At 33.7% G+C, this 17,836-nt stretch carries 18 protein-coding genes; 17 read left to right on the forward strand and 1 reads right to left on the reverse strand.

What is annotated here, in order from left to right; all coding sequences use genetic code 11:
* The 17 genes from ACIQ2L_RS11330 (at nt 1) to ACIQ2L_RS11410 (ending at nt 16,806) form a co-directional block, all read left to right on the forward strand.
* Nucleotides 1-1,065, forward strand: coding sequence for an HlyD family secretion protein (locus ACIQ2L_RS11330; RefSeq protein ID WP_396158847.1), 1,065 nt, complete (start codon nt 1-3; stop codon nt 1,063-1,065).
* Between the two features lie 3 nt (nt 1,066-1,068).
* Complete coding sequence (locus ACIQ2L_RS11335; RefSeq protein ID WP_396158849.1) at nt 1,069-2,637, forward strand: MFS transporter; 1,569 nt, start codon at nt 1,069-1,071, stop codon at nt 2,635-2,637.
* 47 nt (nt 2,638-2,684) lie between these two features.
* Nucleotides 2,685-3,362, forward strand: coding sequence for an ion channel (locus tag ACIQ2L_RS11340; RefSeq protein WP_396158851.1), 678 nt, complete (start codon nt 2,685-2,687; stop codon nt 3,360-3,362).
* A 29-nt stretch (nt 3,363-3,391) separates the two neighbouring features.
* A complete protein-coding gene (locus ACIQ2L_RS11345; RefSeq protein WP_396158853.1) occupies nt 3,392-4,456 on the forward strand; it encodes an AI-2E family transporter in 1,065 nt (354 codons plus the stop codon).
* 173 nt (nt 4,457-4,629) lie between these two features.
* Nucleotides 4,630-5,823: a DUF1624 domain-containing protein gene (locus ACIQ2L_RS11350; protein WP_396158855.1), complete on the forward strand. Its 1,194-nt coding sequence runs from the start codon at nt 4,630-4,632 to the stop codon at nt 5,821-5,823.
* Nucleotides 5,824-6,213: 390 nt separating this feature from the next.
* Nucleotides 6,214-6,375, forward strand: a complete 162-nt coding sequence (locus ACIQ2L_RS11355) for a hypothetical protein (protein WP_396158857.1) — start codon at nt 6,214-6,216, stop codon at nt 6,373-6,375.
* Complete coding sequence (locus ACIQ2L_RS11360; protein WP_396158859.1) at nt 6,376-6,591, forward strand: hypothetical protein; 216 nt, start codon at nt 6,376-6,378, stop codon at nt 6,589-6,591.
* 92 nt (nt 6,592-6,683) lie between these two features.
* Nucleotides 6,684-7,373, forward strand: a complete 690-nt coding sequence (locus ACIQ2L_RS11365; protein WP_396158861.1) for a hypothetical protein — start codon at nt 6,684-6,686, stop codon at nt 7,371-7,373.
* 324 nt (nt 7,374-7,697) lie between these two features.
* A complete protein-coding gene (locus ACIQ2L_RS11370) occupies nt 7,698-10,040 on the forward strand; it encodes an arylsulfatase (protein ID WP_396158863.1) in 2,343 nt (780 codons plus the stop codon).
* A 79-nt stretch (nt 10,041-10,119) separates the two neighbouring features.
* Entirely contained in the window at nt 10,120-10,932 is an 813-nt protein-coding gene (locus ACIQ2L_RS11375) for a hypothetical protein (RefSeq protein WP_396158865.1), read from the forward strand.
* A gap of 55 nt (nt 10,933-10,987) precedes the next feature.
* Nucleotides 10,988-11,776, forward strand: coding sequence for a DUF2490 domain-containing protein (locus ACIQ2L_RS11380; RefSeq protein ID WP_396158867.1), 789 nt, complete (start codon nt 10,988-10,990; stop codon nt 11,774-11,776).
* Nucleotides 11,777-12,376: 600 nt separating this feature from the next.
* Nucleotides 12,377-12,862 carry a hypothetical protein gene (locus tag ACIQ2L_RS11385; protein ID WP_396158869.1) on the forward strand — a complete coding sequence of 162 codons (486 nt, stop codon included), beginning with the start codon at nt 12,377-12,379 and terminating at the stop codon, nt 12,860-12,862.
* Nucleotides 12,863-13,142: 280 nt separating this feature from the next.
* Complete coding sequence (locus ACIQ2L_RS11390; RefSeq protein WP_396158871.1) at nt 13,143-13,574, forward strand: META domain-containing protein; 432 nt, start codon at nt 13,143-13,145, stop codon at nt 13,572-13,574.
* Nucleotides 13,575-13,737: 163 nt separating this feature from the next.
* Complete coding sequence (locus tag ACIQ2L_RS11395) at nt 13,738-14,472, forward strand: DUF2092 domain-containing protein (RefSeq protein WP_396158873.1); 735 nt, start codon at nt 13,738-13,740, stop codon at nt 14,470-14,472.
* A gap of 12 nt (nt 14,473-14,484) precedes the next feature.
* Nucleotides 14,485-15,459, forward strand: coding sequence for a DUF6515 family protein (locus ACIQ2L_RS11400; protein WP_396158875.1), 975 nt, complete (start codon nt 14,485-14,487; stop codon nt 15,457-15,459).
* A 97-nt stretch (nt 15,460-15,556) separates the two neighbouring features.
* Entirely contained in the window at nt 15,557-15,988 is a 432-nt protein-coding gene (locus ACIQ2L_RS11405) for a hypothetical protein (protein WP_396158877.1), read from the forward strand.
* A 137-nt stretch (nt 15,989-16,125) separates the two neighbouring features.
* Entirely contained in the window at nt 16,126-16,806 is a 681-nt protein-coding gene (locus ACIQ2L_RS11410; protein ID WP_396158879.1) for a hypothetical protein, read from the forward strand.
* A 386-nt stretch (nt 16,807-17,192) separates the two neighbouring features.
* On the opposite strand, the gene ACIQ2L_RS11415 is transcribed toward ACIQ2L_RS11410, so the two are convergent.
* Nucleotides 17,193-17,836: S41 family peptidase (locus ACIQ2L_RS11415; RefSeq protein WP_396158881.1), on the reverse strand; the 644-nt coding region annotated here is incomplete at its 5' end.

Below are 17,836 nucleotides of genomic sequence, written 5' to 3' on the forward strand. Positions count from 1 at the left end.
ATGAACGAAGAAAATATACCGAACGAGACTGTTCAAAAAGAGGATAAAAAGAGAAATACACTATTAAAAATTCTATCGTTTGTCTTTTTAATTGCTGGAGGAATTTGGATATTGAGTTTGTTTTTTGATTTCAAAAGTTACGAGTCAACAAATAATGCACAAGTAGAATCGTACATCAACAATATAGCTGCTAGAGCTACAGGACATATTATTGATATAAAATTTGAAGCCAATCAAGCCATAAAAAAAGGCGATACTTTGATACTTTTAGACGATGAAGAATATCGTATAAAAGTGAAACAAGCCGAAGCTGATTTGGCATCAGCAGAAGGAAATCTACATTCTTTACAACAAGCTACTGTTACTTCCCAATCAAATCAAGCAGCCACAAAAGCGAAACTAGCCGGTGATATGGCTAGTCTTGAAAAAGCCGAAAAGGATTACGAACGATTTAGAAATATGTATGCCGATTCAGCAGTAACAAAAAATCAATACGATCAAGTAGTCGCTAAGTTAAAATCAACGCGTGCCTACCTTCAAGCGGGTCAGAGTGAATTACAAGCAAGTGGTTCGATAGCAAAACAAAGCCAAACCAATCTTGAAGCTGCAATTGCTACTGTAGCAAGAAAAAAAGCCGATTTAGAAGCTGTCAAACTTCAATTATCTTATACCGTTATAACTTCACCTATTGATGGCTTTGTTGGAGAACGCACTCTTTCTGTTGGTGATTTGGTCAATACAAATCAAGTGGTAGCTTCAATAGTTATGAATCAAAAAATTTGGGTTATAGCCAATTTTAAAGAAACACAAATTGAAAGAATTAAAAAAGGTCAAAAAGTTACCATTATAGTTGATGCGCTCAATGATAAAAAATTCAAAGGAGTTGTAGCGAATTCTTCCCCAGCCACTGGAGCAAAATTCTCGATGGTCGAACCTGATAATTCAACAGGAAATTTTGTAAAAGTGACGCAACGAATTCCTGTAAAAATAGAATTTGAAGCTAGCCCTGAAGATTTAATTGATGTAAAACCTGGAATGAATGTAACGGTTGAAGTAAAAAAATAAAACATGTTTGGACTAAAAAAAGGAAGTATTCTCATTCTCGTTGGCTTATACATACTTACCATTCCTTTTTTTAATGCGCTAAATGTAACGAGTTACGATACTTCGCAAATTTTAGGTCACTTTGGCGAATCTACAACGGTTTTTGCCTACGCAACCTACATTCCTGTATTTGTCATGATAGCTTTTATTCCGCTTGCGCTAAAAGTTGCCAAACAAATTCCAGTTCGAACCCTGATTTTATCTGCCAGTTTTTTAGCAATAACATGCAATACGGCATCGTTATATACCACAAATATTATATGGTTTACTTTTTGGCGTTCCCTTTTAGCCATTATTTCGATATTGGGAATATTTGCTTCTTTATTACCTATTTTAATAAAGTACAATCCAAAATTCAATATGCCCATAATGTATGGTATTATTCAATTTATAATACAAGGAAGTCAGCACATCTATAAATATCTTGGCGCACAGTTTACCAGTATTTATGACTGGACTTTTAGCGTATATTTTCTAAACATCAACTTCTTTGTTTGTATCATGTTAGCATGGCTTTTTTACAGAAAAGATGTGGCACCAATGAAAGTAAAATTTCAATTTGATTGGAGAGGTTGGCTTATTTTAGTTTTATTTTTCACTATCATTCTATTTCTTTGTGCAGAAGGACAAACTAGAAATTGGTTTTCTGATTCTAAAATTTCACTAGCAGTTGCTTTGTTAATAGTTATAGTTGGTGTTTATTTAGTTCACGTTAGGTATACCAAAGAGCCGTTAATCAATACCGATGTTTTTAAATATAAAAATGTAGTCATTGGTACTTTCCTTTTCTTTTTAACGGGTTTAATAAATGGAACCGGATCAGTAGTAACCGGTTTTATGTCAAATATACTGGGTTTCGACAGCATCTATCAAGCAAAAACGCACTTAGCCATTCTCATTGGACTAATCATTGCCGTTCCACTATCAACCTATCTTTTGTATAAACGAATTCATTTGGCCACGATTTGGATTGTAGGTTTTGCTTGTTTTGGATTGTATCATATTGCGATTTACTTCAGATTGTATCCAGGCATAGCACCTATGGATTTCTTGCTTCCTTTAATCTTCAAAGGATTAGGGATTGGTTTTTTGTATACGATTGCCTCTTTATACATTTCGGAAGGTGTTCCAAAAGATTTAGGCGATTCCCGAATGATGAGTGGAATTATAGCTAGAGTGATAATAGCAACATTACTGTGTGGTGCTATTTTAGGCACTACAATTTCGAATACCAAAACACAACATAAAACCGGTTTAAGTCAGCAATTAACTCAAGGAAATACTCTGGCTGTTAGTCAATTAAAGAAATATAAAATGCTATTTTTGCAAATGGGTGCTTCTCAAACTGAAGCACAAAAAATGGCAGAAAGACAACTTTCTAGCCAAACAACACAAGCATCTATTTTATTAGCTTATAAAGACATTTATCTTGTTATGGCCGCAATTTGCTTCTTCCCAATTATTGTATTATTACTATTCAAACTTGGAAGAAGACCTATTGGAAAAGTAGAAACCGAACCAATTCCATTATAATTTAGTATTTTTATTTCTGTTTAGAATTACAAATTATGACTAATAAAATGAAACGACGAATATTAAAAAATATATGGGCAAATGAAAGTGGGCTCAGTGGAATGTTAGTATTACTTTTAGTAATGCACTTTATTCTAATTCCAATATTTGGTAGTCATGCACTCTTTTCGATAATGCTCGATATATTTTGGATGCTTTTACTGACTACAGGAATTTTTTCACTTGCAAAGAATAAGAGACAAGCAATTATTATTTCTATTGTGCCATTTTTGTTCATAGTAATAAGTTGGATTAGCACATTTAATAAGACTACATTTATACAAACTACCGAACTAATTCTGTCTGTTTTAACTTTTGTTTTATTAATCACCATAGTATTGATAAAAGTATTCGAACCCGGACCAGTGACAATTTTTAGAATAATTGGTTCTGTAGTTGTTTATATGCTTATTGCAAATTTATGGTCAATAGTTTACATTTATATCTTCAATAACATTGAAGGGTCTTTTCAAATCACATTGCCACCATTTGAGACAAATAGTTTACAGGCCAATTTTTTATATTTTAGCTATATAACATTAACAACAACTGGTTTTGGTGATATTGTACCTCTTCATCCTTTAGCGAGATCATTAGTGCAGGTCGAAGCAATGATTGGGGTTTTGTATCCTGTTATACTTATCGGAAAACTAGTTTCAGACAACACCAGTAAACCTAAAAACTAAATAATAACACCAACCTCTAACAAATAAAAATGAAAAACCCTAGTGAAATTAACAGCAAAAATATTTTTGAAATCATTCTTCAATTAGGACTCGTATTTCTGGTTTTGGCCTTTTGTGCAAAACTATTATCGCCATTTGTAATGCCCGTACTTTGGGCAATTATATTTGCGATAATATTGCATCCCATCTATAATTTTCTGCAAAAGAAATTAAAAGGACGCAAAAGCATGGCTTCCTTTCTAATAATTAGTTTGATATTATTACTCTTGTTTATACCTGCTTTCTATTTTTTCAGTGCTGTAACTTCAAATGTATTGGACTTAAAATCACAAATTGAGACCAACACACTTAAAATTCATGCTCCAACTCAAAAAATTAAAGATTGGCCAATAATAGGAAACAAACTCTATGACTTTTTATATGCAACATCCACAAACTTGAAACAAGCTATGATTGATTATAGAGAGCCAATAGTAGAAATTTCTAAAAAAGTAGCCGGAAGCGTTGTTAGTTCAGCAGTTGGTTTTTTGCAAATAATTTTATCCATAATCATAGCAGGAGTTTTTTTGGTTTCGAGTAGTGCTCAAAAATTAGCTACTAATTTTATCATGAGAATTGCAGGGAGCAGAGGTGAAGAAATACTTAATATTTCAACATCTACAGTGCAACAAGTAGTTAAAGGAATTATTGGTGTAGCAATCATTCAAACTATCATACAAGCAGTGGGACTTTTCCTTTGTGGTGTTCCGTTTGCTGGGATTTTAACATTACTGTGTTTTATGTTATCTATTATTCAAATTGGTCCTATACTAGTCAATATTGGGGTAATCATCTATTTATTTTCGACTGGCGACAGTAATACTGCTGCAATTTTTTGGACCGTATATTTCCTCTTAAGTGGCCTTTCGGATAATGTGTTAAAACCCATTTTGTTAGGCAAAGGCGCTGTTGTGCCGATGCTCGTGATTTTCCTTGGAGTAATTGGCGGTTTCATCATGTCTGGGTTTATCGGAATGTTTATAGGTCCAATTGTGTTTTCTATTGGGTATAAATTATTCTCTTCGTGGTTGGAGGATTTGCCAGAGAATTATTAATTAATTTTGTGTTGATTATTATAAAAAAATTATACGCTTAAAAAATGGAAAAAACATGCGCATAAGATGACAAACTAAGATAAAATATAGCAATTTTATAGGCATGTATACTAGTTACTGGCAAGGCTACCGCAGAATCAAGAATATAAATTACTAAACTAATAAAGTTTTTTATGACGACAACTGTAAAGCAAAGAATCCTGTCAATAGACATCCTTCGTGGAATTGTAATGGTGATAATGGCTCTTGATCACGTGAGAGATTATTTTCACATCACTTCTTGGACAGATGATCCATTAAATTTAGAAACTACAACACCTGCTTTATTTTTCACAAGATATATTACGCATTTTTGTGCGCCAACATTTGTATTCCTGTCTGGAGTTTCCATTTACTTACAAAGTCTGCGAAAAACCAAAAGCGAGTTGAGCGTCTTTTTGATAAAACGTGGTTTGTGGTTGATGTTTGTAGAAGTTGTCATTATTTCTTTTGCGTGGTCCTATAATCCCAACTACAATTTCTTTTTTCTACAAGTGATATGGGTAATCGGAGTGAGTATGGTCTTACTTGGAGTATTGATACACACTTCTTATAAATTTATTTTAGCCTTAGGATTGCTGTTTGTATTGGGACACAATCTTTTGGACTTTGTTGAAGCGGCAAAGGATTACAAACCAACATTCCTGTGGGATTTATTGCATCACGGGAACTTTGCAGTTCACAATTTATGGGGATCGCATTCGGCTATACTGTTTTATCCAATTATTCCCTGGTCTGGATTGATGATGCTGGGCTATTGTTCCGGTATCTTTTTTACTTCAAAATATTCAAAAGAGCAAAGAGCTAAAATAATTACCAGAATAGGAGGTGGTTTATTATTGCTTTTTGTCGCTTTGCGATTTATAAATGTTTACGGAAATCCAATAGTTTGGAGTATTCAAAAAACTAATTTTTATACCTTTTTATCTTTTATAAACATACATAAATATCCACCATCGTTGATGTATATGTGCGTCACAATAGGTATTGCGCTACTTTCTTTAGTTCTTCTCGAAAGGTTAGAAAACAGCTTCACCCGAACGATATCAATTTTTGGAAGAACAGCTTTCTTCTATTATATTTTGCATCTTTATTTAATACACTTGTTAGCAACACTAAATTTTTATTTTAACGGACATTCCGTAAAAGAGAGTATAGATAATATTCAAAACTATGTTTGGTATTTCAACATACCAGGCGAAGGATATGGATTGCCAGAAGTTTATTTGATTTGGATTGTGGTAATTCTTATTTTGTTTCCTTTGTGTAAATGGTATGATAACTACAAGCAAAGCCATAAAGAAAAATGGTGGTTGAGTTATTTATAATTGAAACAAAAAACTTGCTGATATGAAGAAGCCCAGCCACTAACAGCGGTTTCTCGCAATTGCGAATATTGTGGTAAGTTCACGTTTACGTTTCGCAAGAATTTTTATCTTTAACAGAAAATATGCCGTTACGAAATCGCCACTTCATGAAGGCGGAACGTTACCACTCAGTTTCCTCAAATTATACTCAGAAAACAATCAGCAGAAAAGTCGCTGGAAATTTAAATTCACTTCTACTCAATTTTGCCAGAAAATGGAAAGCGAAACTCGAAGTTTACGAAAAATATTATGGCAAAATTTTGCGGAAAAAGTTTCTGTGGAAAAGTTGTAACAAAAAAACTGTAACAATTTAAAATGTTACAAAAAAATTGTTACAAAAGTTACAGAAAAATGGAAAGGGAAACTGAAAGTAGAAAAAGGAAAGTGGAACTGGTTACTTTGCGTGCTCAAGTCAGTAGGAAAACCGAAGTGGTAACAGCCGTTCAAGAAATGGCGAAAATGTGCAAAATTCACGTTTTTCTTTTGCAAGAATTTTATCATAATGGAAAATAAATGGAAAAAAATAAAATAACATTTAATAAAACTCGAAAACATTCGCTAAATAGCGGTGCTGTTGTTCCAAAGCTAATTATTTTTCTGGGCGTAATTGGCGGTTTCATCATGTCAGGGTTTATTGGAATGTTTGTTGGTCCAATAATTTTTTCAATTGGGTATAAATCATTCGACGCTTGGATGGCGGACAAACCAGATAATAGCTCAATCAGTTAAAAAATTCATTTAATTTTTCAAAAAATTAAAATAGTGTCAAATATTTATTTTAATTTTGATTTCAGAAACAAGTAAAAACTAAAACAAAAATTATGAAAAAATCAATGCAATTTATTTCCGCCTTACTTTTATTTTCTAGTTCTATACTGTATAGCCAGCAAATAAACAATACTACTTCGTCTAATAATAAGAAAGCAATTCGAGTAAATCTTTATGGCTCGTATACTTTTGAAGATAGTTTTGATTCCTATTATGATGCAGGAAATTATTATCAAGGCCAATTACAAGATGGGATGCAATATGGTGCTGGAGTAGAATTTGAGATACATCCTAACACATTTCTTGAATTATCCTATTTAAGACAGGATACCAATGCACCAACACAGTATTATAATGGTGGACTATTTGATAAATATGCTGATTTTGATGTAACTATGAATTATATTATGTTAGGAGGTAATCATAGTTTTAGACGACCTAATTCCCAAATTGAAGGTTTTGGCGGACTGATGGCAGGTATGGCCATTATAGATATTAAAAACCCAAATAGTAATTATTCAGATTCTGTAACAAAATTTGCTTGGGGTGCAAAAGGTGGCGCCATTATTTGGGCAACTAAAGCAATTGGTGTTAAGTTACAGGCGCAACTTTTATCCGTAACGCAATCTGTTGGAGGAGGTATCGCTATAGGTACCGGAGGCGTAGGTGCAGGCGTAAGCAGTTATTCTTCTATTTATCAATTTTCTTTAGGTGGTGGACTTGTTTTTGCATTAGGTCAATAAAGTAAAAGTTCAATTCTTTGAGAATTTTAAAAACAACTATTTACTTTTATCCTTAATCATGTTCGTTATCAGATTTAAAACGAAAAGATGCAAAAGCTTTAAGTAAGGAATAAACTTTATTATTTAGTTAAAAATAAACAAACGGTCATCATTGTGATGACCGTTTGTTTTATGAAAGTGAGTGTTTTGAATAAATTTAAAAACTAACACGTTTCTTTCTTTCATGTTAAATTAACATAAAATAATTGATTTTATTCATTTATTTTTAAATAATTGTTATTAAATTCGCAAAATTAATGTATCAAAAACTGAATATTTAAAAAGATGAAAAAAAATTTTAATGTAGTTTTTTATGCTGTTTCAGCATTGCTATCAATTAATACTTATGCCCAAACAACAGAAACTCGTAGGGTACTTCCTATGACACCGCCAGTAGGCAAGCCATATACCGAAGAGGATGCACGAAAAGCAACCGCTCCTCCACAATGGGAAGTAAAAGCACCAAAAGGCGCGCCCAATGTCATTTTAGTATTGGTAGATGATTTTGGTTTTGGTATGAGTAATACATTTGGCGGGCCAATTAACATGCCTTTTGCTGATAAATTAGCAGCAAACGGATTACGTTACAACCGTTTTCATACCACCGCCTTGTGTTCTCCATCAAGAACTGCACTACTCACTGGTCGCAATCACCATAGTAATAACATGGCTGGTATTACCGAAGTTGCAACTGCATTTCCTGGCAATACAGGAGTGAGGCCACTATCTATTGCACAAACTGCAATGGTATTAAAACTGAACGGTTTTAATACAGCTCAGTTTGGTAAAAATCACGAAACACCAGCTTGGCAAATTCATAGTTCAGGATCTTTTGAAAATTGGCCAACCGGTCAGGGCTTTGAAAAGTTTTATGGATTTATGGGTGGTGAAACTAATCAGTTTTTCCCTGGCGTTTGGAATGGAACAACCCGTGCTGAAGTAGATACTGAGGATCCAAATTATCATTTCACTACCGATATGACAAACAATGCGATTGAATGGATGAAAGCACAGCAATCAATGACACCAGATAAGCCTTTTTACATGTATTTTGCTCCGGGAGCTTGTCATGCACCACATCAACCACCTGCAAGTTATATTGACAAATACAAAGGAAAATTTGACGGTGGTTGGGACGAACTTCGTGAAAAAACATTGGCTCGCCAAATAGAGATGGGAATTGTTCCTAAGGGTACTAAATTAGCACCAACGGATGCTTTTATTAAACCATGGAATTCTTTAACGCCTGTTCAGAAAAAAGTATATGCCCGCCAAATGGAAGTGTATGCTGGTTTTGCAGAGCACACCGATGATCAAATTAGTAGATTACATGATTATATAGCATCTATTGGAGAAATAGAGAATACAGTTTTTATTTACCTTTTGGGAGATAATGGAGCCAGTGCAGAAGGATCGGCTAATGGCTTATTTAACGAGAATACCTATTTCAATGCTATCCAGGAAGAAATGAATGATTTAGAGAAACAAATACCAAAATTTGGTGGGCGTGAATCATATGGTCATTTTGCAGCAGCATGGGCAATTGCGGGTAACACTCCATTTGGATGGTCGAAGCAAATTGCAGGAGATTTTGGTGGTACCAGAAATGGCTTAATTATCGAATATCCCAAAATGATTAAAGATAAAGGACAAATCAGAGATCAGTTTCACCATGTAATAGATATTGCGCCAACAATTTTAGAATTATGTAATGTGCCTCAACCAACAAGTGTCAATGGCGTAAAGCAAGAGCCTATACAGGGCGTGAGTATGGTCTCAACTTTTACTAATGCAAAAGCACCTGAAACACACAAAGTTCAATATTTTGAGATTGCTGGCAATAGAGGAATTTATAACGATGGTTGGATGGCAAGAGTGGTTCATAGAGCTGCATGGGAAACAACACCCCGTCGTCCATTATCAGAGGATACTTGGGAACTTTTTAACGTAAGGAAAGATTTTAGTATGAGCACCAATGTGGCTGCCGAAAATCCTGAAAAAGTAAAAGAAATGAAAGATTTGTTTGCGAAAGAAGCAGTGAAATATCAAGTTTTTCCTTTAGACGATAGAAGTGTCGAAAGATTAAATCCGGAAATAGCAGGAAGACCTGATGCTATGGCGGGTAGAACTAAAATGACATTATACCCTGGCATGGGCGGTTTACAAGAAAACGCTTTCATAAATATTAAAAATAAAAGCTCGGTTTTTACAGCCGATGTAACAGTACCAGCAAATGGTAATGGTGTTATTCTTGCCATGGGAGGTTTATTTGGTGGTTACAGTTTATATATGTTAAAAGGAGTTCCTATGTTTACCTACAATTGGGTTGGTAAATCACAGTATGATGTTAAAGGAACAAAAGCATTAACACCAGGAAAACATGCTATCGTATTTAAATTTGATTATGATGGTGGTGGTTTAGGTAAAGGCGGAAATGGAACGTTCATTATTGATGGTATTGAAGCCGGAAAAGGAAGGATTGATAACACCAATGCCAACATGTTTAGTTTGGATGAAGGAGCTGATGTTGGAATGGACGAAGCCACCAACGTAAGTAATAATTACAAAGCCGGTCACTCAAGTAAATTCAATGGAGCTATAGAACAAGTTACAATAGAAATTAAGTAATTTTTAGCACCAATTAATTAACACAAACGGTCATCATTTAGGTGACCGTTTTCAAAATATTTAAAACCAAATATCAAAAATGAATAATACAAAAAGAATAATGGTCACCTTTTTTGCAGTATCACTTACCATAGTAACTGTAAAAGCACAAGATAAGCCAGCGCAATCTGCCGAAGAATTGGCCAAAAAATTAGCAAATCCGATTGCGTCACTGATCAGTGTACCGTTTCAAAACAACACCGATGTGGGCATTGGAGCATTTAATGGTTCTAGAAACACGTTAAATTTTCAACCAGTAATCCCAATTTCCATTTCTGAAAAATGGAATTTGATTAGTCGTGTGGTACTACCTATTGTCACACAACATGATATCACTGCGCCAGGTGTTCAACAGAGCGGCTTGAGTGATGCTTTAGTGAGCGCTTTTTTCTCTCCAGCCGAAGCCAAAAACGGATTGACTTGGGGCGTTGGGCCAGCCATTTTGGTACCCACCGCTACCGATAAATTTTTGGGAACTGAAAAACTAGGTGTCGGACCAACAGCCATTGTTTTGAAACAAAAAAATGGTTGGACGTATGGAGCATTGGTTAATCAAATATGGTCGATTGCGGGCAATGAAGACCGAGCCGATGTGAATCAAATGTTTATACAACCCTTCTTTGTTTACAACTGGAAAAGTGGTGCAGGAGTAGGAGGGAATTTTGAAATCACCCAAAACTGGGAAGGTAAAACTACAGCGGTTTTCTTTAATCCAACCATAAGTGGCATAACAAAATTGGGCACTCAAATGGTACAAATGGCCATAGGTCCAAGAATTCCGATAGCAATGCCCGAAAACAATCGCCCTGATTTTGGAATTAGAGCGGTTTTAAATTTTGTTTTTCCAAAATAATTGGGTTACTATTCTCGGACCATAAATTAGAATAAATACAAAAAATAATTTAAGCATGTATAAAAAACGAGTTTCAATACAAAATAAAATCAGTTTGCGTCATGCGATAGCTGTTATGCTGATTGTAATTTCTCTTTTGAATTCTAAATCCATATATGCTCAAGAGGCAATAGATAACGAATACCGCCTTATCGTAGTTCCTACCTATCCCATAAGTGAAAAGTTTTACCTTACTACTTATTTAGGATATGTTAACAATCCGGATAGTAAAATTATCTCAACCTATATTGGACTCCCAGGTCTGCTTGTTTATAAACCAAAAAAAAATTTCCAACTTCAAGCAGGTTGTTTTCTGATACTAAATAATGACAAATCCGAAATCAATAAGGACAGTAAAGAAATGCGATACGTATTGGGCGAAAAGATCAATCTCCCAAACACGAATGACCTCCGTATTTATAACTGGACGCGATATGAATTGCGCAGTTTTAATTATGAAAATAATGATTTAAACAAAACCAATAACAGAATCCGAAGTAGGTTTGGTATCGAATTTCCTGTTGGGAAAAATCCGTGGCAAGCCAATTCTTGGTATGGGATTACCGATTTTGAGTGTTTTTACACTTTTGAAAAAGGATATATGGAGCGTTTTAGACAACGATTTGGTGTAGGGTATGTAATAGACAAACAATGGACATTGAACTTTGTGTATCATATACAATTAGATAGAGCAAATAAAGACATGAATCCCGATTGGACAACAAACATTTTCAGATTGGATGTACGATGGAATATTCCTCATAAAGTACACCAGCCATTGCCTGATGCACCAGATACGGATTAATCGAAAATTAATAAAAAACAGCGAATTTTTATGTCTTTTATTATGGTTTTCTACAAATAGTTTGATGCCTTTGACTAATTTAGATGTTTTTTTAAAGAGTATTTCAAGCATAAAAAAATAGCTGTAGTACTTTCAGTAGTTGTCGTCCTCTTCATTTTTTTTAGAGTTTTTCTGAAGTAATTGATACACTAAGAGAAGCTGCAAAAGTTTATAATTAGAAATAAAGAAACGGGCATCTCCTCAAAAAAATCGAAATTGACGACCGTTTTATTGTGAGGTTTAAAATCACCGTTAATCAATCTGTAAATGAGTACTGCAGAGCGTTTGTCTTCAATTGTACATAATCATTAGTAGCCGTTTCTTTAGTAATTTGAATACCAGCGCCACGAAGTCTTTTTCCATCCTAAAAATTCAATCTTAACTTTTTATGCAAATCTGAATAAGATTCACAAATTTTTTTTTAAACATTTGTAATCAATTATTTATAATTAGCTGCAAATTGAAATTGTATCGAAAAAGTAGCTAAACAATTGTTCTGATATCAAATAAATATTTATTTTTGAAGAATCTTAACAAATCAATAATCAACAATAAACAATTATGAAAAAGCTATTTTTAACAGTATTACTAGTATTTACAACGAGTATGTTCTCACAATCTACCAACAAAGAAGATCTTGAAGTAATCCAAGCGATTTACGGAAAATCAAAAAAAGAATTAGCAGTTACTTATATGGCGCTTCCGGAAGCTCAAGGTCCAGCTTTTTGGGCAGTATATGATGCTTTTGAAGTAGATCGCAAAGCACTTGGGAAAGCAAAATTAGCTGTTATTGAAGATTTTGCCGCAAATTATGCAAATCTATCTGAGGAAAGCGCTGATAGAATTGCAAAAGCCAGTCTAAAAAATAATATGGATTATCAAAAATTATTTACAGAATATTATGGTAAATATAAAAAAGCGGTCGGTGCTGTTACTGCTGCAAAAATAATTCAGTTTGAAAATTATATGCAAACTGCTGTACAAACTGAAATTCAAGATTCAATTCCTTTAATTGGTGAAATTGAAGCCTTGAAAATTCAAAAGTAGATTTTAACAAGGTACGAAAGCGCAGTAATTTATTTTACTGCGTTTTTTTTTAGTTTTACTTTTACTAAAATAAGAATTACAGATTTATAAAATATTAAATAAATTCAAACCTACTGAAACGAAAAGCAAGCGCTAAAATACTAGACTAAATGTATACGTTTGATTCAAAAGTTGGGCATACCGAAAAAAATTATGTTAATCATTGTATTATTGTAACAAAGTATATTTTTTCAATCGATTTTTTTTCTTAAAATTGCAATAGGCTAAAACAGTCAACATTATGAAAAAATTGATTTTTGCAATAAGTCTTTTATTTTTCCTTTTTATGGCTTGTAAACCAACACAATCTTCAGTAAAAAAAACCAGTTCACTTCAAGGAACTTGGGAGTTAAACTATATCACGGGACCACGAATTGCTTTTGACGGATTGTATCCCAATAAAAAACCAATACTTTCTTTCGATTTAATAGAGAACAAATTTTCAGGAAATAACAGTTGCAATCAATATTTTGGCACTTTAAAAGTTGACGGCAATGCCATTAGCTTCGAACGAGCTAAAATGGGAATGACGATGATGGCTTGTCTAGGTGAAGGGGAAAAAGTTTACAATAATACATTAGAAAAAATTAATTTCTATTCGATTTCTGAAGGCGGCAAAACCCTGAATTTAATGATGGGCGATATTGCGATGATGCGTTTTGAAAAGAACTAATTTATTCCATTTAAAATGAAAATAGCTTTTATACTATGCAGCACATTGCTTTTGTTTTCTTTAAAAAGGAAGGTACAACCTTCAAAAATTAAAACCGATACTATGGTTACAGTTGCGGTTGAAAAAATAAACACTTTACTAATCTAATCTAAACTAAAATACTATGAAAAAACAAATTTTATTTTTTGGCGTAGCACTGCTTTCCTTTTGCGGTTATGCACAATCCGCCAAATCCGATTCGGTAGCGATATTGCTTATGGATCGCATGAGTGATTTTATTGGTGAACTACAATCGTGCAGTTACAAATTAAATGTAGGCGAGGACATTAATGATGAAGGCGGCAATATGATAAAAAGGTTTAGTGTAGATGAAGTCCACATGGTTGGTCCTAACAAAATGTTGGTCAATAAAAATGGAAGTAAAAAGCATCAAACCTATTTTTATAATGGGACGCAATTGGCTTACTATTCTCACAATGAAAATAACTACGGAATTATTGATACGCCAGAAACCATAATCGAAACCATTGATAAAGTAAACGCAGATTATGATGTAGAATTTCCTGCTGCCGATTTCTTTTATCCAGCATTTACGGATGATTTAATTGCTAGCAGTACCGAAATTAAATATATTGGGAAGTCCATTATTAATGGTAAAGAATGTTTTCAATTGTTGGCCATTGGCGCTGATTTTGACTTTCAGTTGTGGATCAGTAATGATGCCTATAATTTACCAATGAAATTTGTATATGTTTACAAAAACAAAAAAGGTACTCCTCAGTATGAAGGTACTTTTAGTGAATGGAAAATTAATCCTGTTGTACCAAATGCAATGTTTGATTTTCTTCCACCTCCAGGCGCAAAACAAATCAGAATAATTTCAAAATCTCAAAACTAAAATAGGAAAATTATGAAAACTAAAATATATCGTGTCCTAACTTTAATGATTTTTGTTGTATCACTATTGTTAACAACGGAACAAGCAACAGCACAACGAGGAAAACACGTTGGCGGAGGGGCGTCTGCGGCTTCAAGACCATCTGCATCCAGACAAGCGGCGTCAAGGCCATCAGGCGCAAGCGCACAAACAAGAAACAACAGCATCAATGGGGGAAGTTTAAAATCATCTGATAGAGTTCAGCAAAATCGCTCAGGTGCTGGCAATTCAAACAACAGATCTAATATTGGTAACAATAATAACAATTCCAATAACAGACCTAATGTTGGGAATAACAACAATAATTCCAACAACAGACGTAATAATGTTGGGAGTAACAACAATATAAATATTAATGTCGATAATAGCAAAGACATTAGAGTCAATAACACCAGAAACACTTCTGTTAGGCGAAATAGTTATGTCAATTACAATAGACCACCATATTATTATGGAGGTTATGGCTATAATTGCTACAACCCCTATCGTTACCATCCTTATCAACCTTTTTATTACGGACCAACTTGGCATCCGTGGGGATTTTTTGTAGCCACTTTGGCCGTTACTGCTGTTGTAGTAAGTGTAGCCAATCAGCCAACACCCTATCATTATGACAATGGCGTTTGGTATCAGTCAGGCAGCGGTGGTTATACTGTTGTAGCAGCTCCTGTTGGAGGCACCGTAGTGAATATTCCTGAAGGGGCACAAACGGTCAATACCGGAACGGTCAATAATTATTACTATGGAAACACCTATTATGAAAAATCGGATGGTGGTTATACTGTAGTGGCACCCACTGCTGGAACAATTATAGATAAATTACCAGATGGAGGTGAAGAGGTTAAAATTGGCGATATTACCTATGTGAAATTTGGAGAAACCTATTACCAACCAATTGAAGTTGATGGTAAAAATAAATATGAAATAGTCTTAGTCGAAAAAGAATAAAATAATTACTATTATGTCGGAACTTTTTATCAGCCTTCAACGGTAAAGGAAAAGAAGTATACGATTTGATTTTTGTTTATCAAGATAAAGAACATATATGAATAATATAAATAAAGTAAGAACAGTGTCTTTAATAGTACTATTATTTTTCGGAATGATGGTTCAAGCACAGCAAGTTAGACGTCCAGGACCAGGAACTAAAGGAACTTGGAAACTACTAGGAACCACTCAGGCGAATCATAAAAATGATCATGATGCCATTTTTGTGCAAGGACCATACGATTTCTTTCGGCAATTAAAGTTTAAAGTTACTGACGCACCCTTGAACATCAACCGAATGATTGTTAGGTTTGATGATGGAGGATTGCCTGAAAATATCGAATTACGTAGTGCTATTCCACAAGGTGGAGAAAGTAGAATTATTGACCTTAAAGGAGGTAAACGTAAAATAAAATCTGTTGAGTTTTGGTATGATACCAAAGGCATTCTTCGAGGCAGAGCCAATTTAACGCTGTTTGGTATCAAGTAATAGAAAGGTCTAACAGCAGTGAAAAGGATATTTAAATGTTCTGTAGAAATATATTTTGTAACTAATAACCATTCAGACCTAATGTACAGCATTGTAATTGGATCATAATTTTTTTAATAATTAATAAATTTTAAAGTATGAAATCTAGAGTATTGTTAACATTCGTTATACTTACGGCTTTTCAAGTCATTTATTCTCAAGAAGACAAAACCGTAACGACAGAAGAGAACACAAAAATTGTTTCTGATTCAATTCAGTCAATTGATTTGGAGAAACAAAAATTGATTGAAAATACCCAAAATGAAACAACAAAAAGTGCAGACCCATTATTGAACAAAAAAAGTGAATCAAATAATGTAGTTCCAGTTGTGGCAACTACAGCAGTTGCTGGCACTGCTGTTTTGGCAGCACAAAAAAGTGCCGAAGAAAAAGCAAAAAAAGAAGCTGATAAAGTACTTAGAGAAAAAGCAAAAGAAAAAAAAGAGGCAAAATCTAGACAAAAAGAAACTGCTAAAAATAGAAAAGTAGAAAAACAAAATGATAAATTAAAAAAAGAGCAAAAAGAACAAAATAATATTCAGAAAAAAATTAAGTCATCAGAAAAGGATTTAGCTAGAGTAAATGATAAAGTAGCGGATGCTCAAAAAGAGTTGATGAAAGACATTGAAAAGCATAATAAAAAATTAGCTAAAGGTAAATTATCTGAAAGAGATATCAAAAAATTTGAAAAAGAAAAAGCCAAACAAGAAAAGAGAATTGAAGATTTGAAAGAAGATGTTGAAAAAGCAGAAAAAAAATTGCGAAAATCTAAAAAGTAAAAGATTTTAATTATTAAATAGTAGTTGCATTTTTCTAAATTATTTTAAGTAGATAGAATAATTCAAAATTGATAAAAGGCTTATTATCCGATGATGTGCCGTCCCATAAAAACAAAATATTTTGGTTACAAGTCAAAAAAAAACAACAGCAACTAAAAAATAGTAAAATAAAAAAAGACGGTGTAGAACGAAAAGTTGAGTAGATTATTCAACCTATTTTAGGACGAGAGGTTTTTTAAGCTTGCTCATAACGTTTTCGGGCTTGGCGAAGGTGGCGATTTTCACCACAAATGTTGATGCGGAGAACCAAACTTTGATTAACCACAAATGTGTCTGCGGAGCACTGAACCGCCACTTTTGCCAAACCCGTGTTACCTGCTGGCGTTTTATTGTCCATTTAAAATTTTGCTTACATAGTCTGTCCATTCGTATTGTGGTATGCTTTTGTCTAAATAGTAGTCTGGCTGTATGCCTTTTTCATCAATCGTAAAGTCTGGTATTCGCATACTTCTTGAAAGCGAATAACCTAATTGAAATTCCTTACAAGGAGATTCTACAAAATACATATTAGAAATGTCCAATACTCCAAATGTAGTTACACCAAATAGTTTAACTTTTTTACTTTGTTTAGCTTCTAATAGAAATTGCTCGGCTGTGCTGCCGTTGGCTTCATTAATAATAACGCCTACATTTTGAGGAAAAGGGTAAATCGTGTCTTTTTTGTCTTCCGAAACTATGTGGTCATTAAGATTCACAAACTGTCCTATTTTACTTTCTAATTTATCATACGCTTCTTTTGCCCATTTTTTGCCGTCATCATCAAAACCATATTCAGGGTTATTGATAAAATCCAACATTCTTTGATTGTTGAGTTTTGTAGATAGAAATTCAACACTGACTGATCTTATCGGATTAGTGTATAAGTATGGAGTGATTGAACTATATGAAGCATCACTTCCTCCACCGTTATTTCTTATGTCAATAATGAGATTTTTTGTTGCAAGTATTTTCTCTTTGTTTACATTTAGAA

Source organism: Flavobacterium sp., assembly GCF_044369455.1.
Classification (GTDB): Bacteria; Bacteroidota; Bacteroidia; order Flavobacteriales; family Flavobacteriaceae; genus Flavobacterium.